Origin of the sequence: Desulfopila aestuarii DSM 18488 (assembly GCF_900143695.1) — a bacterium.
Classification (GTDB): Bacteria; Desulfobacterota; Desulfobulbia; order Desulfobulbales; family Desulfocapsaceae; genus Desulfopila; species Desulfopila aestuarii.
On record NZ_FRFE01000089.1, the window covers coordinates 1 to 2,429 of the forward strand.

A 2,429-nucleotide genomic window follows, 5' to 3' on the forward strand; every position below is an offset into this window, starting at 1 on the left:
TCGAATTCTGGTTGATCTTCTGTCATGTCAGTCTCCTTTGTCAGCTGTATATATCAGCTCTTGTTAACTGACACAAAATTTTGAACGCCCTCTATTTGGGGGGGAATATACCTTTCCCAGAAAAGCTATGAACAGATTTTTTATCTTTTCCAGCCATTTCAAATTTTCCAAATGATGATGTAGGAAACAATTGAAGCGAAGAGTCGCTCAGTATCGAACCTCACTGACCTTATAAACCCGGTCTGGAGAGCCGAACACTTCACTGATCTGCTGTTCCGTCAGTGGCAGTACGTAGATGTGTTGGCCGTCTGGTGTGCCGATGGCCGGATATTCTCGGCTATTATTACAGTGAGAGCATATGCCGACATACATTAGTCGGTCATTCTCAAAGATTATATGAAAGCCCCCGCCTGCATACGCGACATCCTTTTTCGCTTTTTCCTTCAGAAATTCCGGCCATTCCTTTGGCGGAGTGAATGGCGGCAGGTAGCGGGCCACCAATTCGGGTCGCAGCTCTTCGAATGCAATCGCCGGGCTGTCTGGTGAGAGCTTCAGGAAGAAGCTCGTTGTGCGGGCATTTGCGGAATTCTTTAGGTCGAGGCGAATCAGGTAGTAGAGGGGCGCACTGGCTCCATCGAGTTGCTCCCCGAATGCCACAAGGGATTCTCGCTGAAACCGTGAAACATTGGCGCAAGCCGTTAAGGTGGTCGCCAATAGTATGCCAAGCAAGAGTAATCGCATAGACAGTTTTTTTACCACTAATCATGTCAAAGGGCGATTTAGAAATATTGTTAAATCTAATTAATAGCGGTTGGTGCATAGCGCAATGAACACGGATATGCGCATTGCTGTTTGATCGATCTGTGGATCGTGACAGCGATGAACAAGGCAATTATATGGATCAAGATTTAGTTCGATTGTGAGCTGAAGACGTTGATCGAGAATGGTGTGGTGACGGTCATTGGGTGATGATGGTAAGACCCAGGCCATGGTGAACGGTTAGGACCTTGCCAATTGGTGACGCTGGAGAGTGATGAGGGTTGGGGAAGTCTCGGGCAGGTCTCGTTTAGTGAGCTGGTATAGCGAGTTCCATTGCTTGAAAATGGTGTATCATTTTCTGCTGAGAACTGTCTTTTGAGCCATAAACTCGCTCTCACTAATTTCACCGGAGGCGAATCTGTTTCTCAATGTTTCAAGCGCGCTATCATTTTGTGATCTTCTGTTGCCAGTAAATAAGGATTTGACGATGGAAAAAAGTACGAAAAGGATTATGCCCCAAAAGAGTAGTGGAAATAGCCATCCGATGAAAAATGGCCCGTGTCCAAATAAAGAGCCAAAATTACAAAAATTGGAACCCCAGTTGCTAGAGTGTTGTCCCCACATACTGCTCTCCTTTTGTGATGGGTTAGATGATTTTCAATGAATAATAATACTTGAGCAATCTGCATGCCATGATCTCATGTCGTTGTGGAATTCTGTAACGGCACAATATTGCGACCTAAGCAATTTTTGCTGCAGGAAAGGCAAGAAGAAACAAGGGGGCCAGGTGGGTAAAAAATACCCAGCGAAAGAAAGGTGCTGGATAAAAAGTATCCACCCTTCACGAAATGAAGAAGGTGGTTCGTCGTTGGGATTGCAGTCGGAAGATATCCGAGAAGAGATTGAAGCGAATAATCGGTCAGTATCGCACCTCACCGACTTTGAAAATTTGGGTTGGAGGGCCAAACACTTCGGTGATCTGCCGCTCGGTCAGTGGAAGCACGTAAAGATTTTGTCTATCTGGCCTGCCGACGGCCGGATATTCTCTTCCATTATTACAATGTGAACATATGCCGACATATATTGGGTGGTAATCCACACAGGTAATATTAAAGCCCCCGCCGGCATAAGTGACATCTTGTTTCGCTTTTTCTTTCGAATGTTCTGGCCATTGCACTGGCGGGGTGAATGGCGCAGGTAGCGGGAAACCAATTGAGGTCGCAATGCTTTGAATGAAAACGATGGTTTAACAGTCTTTTTCCAGTGCCTTTATCTATTGAGAATAGTGTAAAGGTTGCGGCCTAATAGACTTGTCATCAAGAGGGATTTCTTCCCAAGGCAATGGCAAAACAGTGCGCAGGGCGTGCTCCACATCCTCTCCCAACTTTTCTGCCCCAATCTCCAGGGGGGAGGTCTGAGATATGGAAGGGGATCCCTTCAGCCTCGCCTGGTAAAGAAAGTGTATGCCGTACCTGGTATTGCGTGGGATAACTGTAGCCATTGTTCGGTCCTCGATCTGCAGTTAGGTTGGCTTAACAAAAAGTTGCAATTTTTGTTGCACTGAGCCCGATTTCTGGAGTTATAGTCAAGTCTGGTGTTTGAAGAATCATTCTTAGATATTGACCACCCTGTTCAGCTCACCTTCTTTTACTGGTTCAACCCTCTCGCCA

General features: G+C 46.1%; 3 protein-coding genes. 1 reads left to right on the forward strand and 2 read right to left on the reverse strand.

Features of this window, described 5'->3' with window-relative positions; all coding sequences use genetic code 11:
- Nucleotides 1–207: 207 nt before the first annotated feature.
- Both BUF15_RS26390 and BUF15_RS28610 read right to left on the reverse strand, forming a co-directional pair.
- On the reverse strand, nucleotides 208–741 hold the full coding sequence (locus tag BUF15_RS26390) for a hypothetical protein (RefSeq protein ID WP_073617362.1): 534 nt from the start codon (nucleotides 739–741) through the stop codon (nucleotides 208–210).
- A gap of 369 nt (nucleotides 742–1,110) precedes the next feature.
- Entirely contained in the window at nucleotides 1,111–1,383 is a 273-nt protein-coding gene (locus tag BUF15_RS28610) for an SHOCT domain-containing protein (protein ID WP_073617364.1), read from the reverse strand.
- 163 nt (nucleotides 1,384–1,546) lie between these two features.
- Here BUF15_RS28610 and BUF15_RS26400 point away from each other — a divergent pair, with 163 nt between their 5' ends.
- On the forward strand, nucleotides 1,547–1,825 hold the full coding sequence (locus BUF15_RS26400; RefSeq protein ID WP_143170914.1) for a hypothetical protein: 279 nt from the start codon (nucleotides 1,547–1,549) through the stop codon (nucleotides 1,823–1,825).
- Nucleotides 1,826–2,429: the final 604 nt, after the last annotated feature.